Consider the following 826-nt stretch of genomic DNA (forward strand, 5'->3'; position numbering starts at 1 on the left):
GTGGCCGCGGTGGTGATTGTAGAGATGTAGCCATCGTGGGAGCGCTTGACGGCGTTCGGTTTCGGTGCGGTAGGGGCGTGCGTAGGCCCATTCCTCGAGCAGGGTGCGGTTGAAGCGTTCGACTTTGCCGTTGGTTTGGGGTCGGTAGGGGCGGGTGCGTTTGTGGGTGATTCCGGCTGTGGTGAGGGTGTCGCGCCAGAGCAGGGATCGGTAGCAGGCCCCGTTGTCGGTGAGTACCCGCTTGACGGTGATTCCGTTGGCGTGGAAGAAGTTCTGTGCTCGTTGCCAGAAAGCGGCGGCGCTGTGTTTGGTCTCATCGGGCAGGATCTCGGTGTAGGCCAGGCGGGAGTGGTCGTCCACGGCGTTGTGCAGATAGCCGTAGCCGAGGTTCGCGCGGCCGCCGATCTTGCGGGGTCGTTCGGGGTCGCGGTGTGCGGAGCTGTTGCGCTGGCCTGTGTGCCTGCCGTGGATCTTGTGGCCGCCGCCGTCGGGAATGTTGCCCAGCTTCTTGATGTCGACATGCACGAGCTCGCCCGGTGTTGCGCATTCGTAGCGGCGCACCGGCAGGGCGGTGGCCCGATCGAGGTGGCTGAGCCGGGCCAGGCCGTAGCGGGTCAGGACCCGGTGCACGGTCGAGGGCACCAGGCCCAGCAGGAACGCGATCCTGGCTGGTCCCCACCGCCTTGCCAGCCGGACCTTGATGACCCGTCGTTCGGTGCGGGTCGGGGTCTGACGCGGGCTCGACCACGGACGCGAGGACCGGTCCGCCATAGCGGCCGGGCCGGACTCGCGGTAACGGTCGGCCCACCGTTTCGCGGTGCTCACC

At 67.4% G+C, this 826-nt stretch carries 1 protein-coding gene; it reads right to left on the reverse strand.

What is annotated here, in order from left to right; genetic code table 11:
• Positions 1-826 (reverse strand): IS481 family transposase (locus ABD798_RS37160; protein ID WP_344886353.1); only part of this gene is annotated, 826 nt, incomplete at both ends.

The organism is Allokutzneria multivorans, from assembly GCF_039537405.1.
Lineage (GTDB): Bacteria > Actinomycetota > Actinomycetes > Mycobacteriales > Pseudonocardiaceae > Allokutzneria > Allokutzneria multivorans.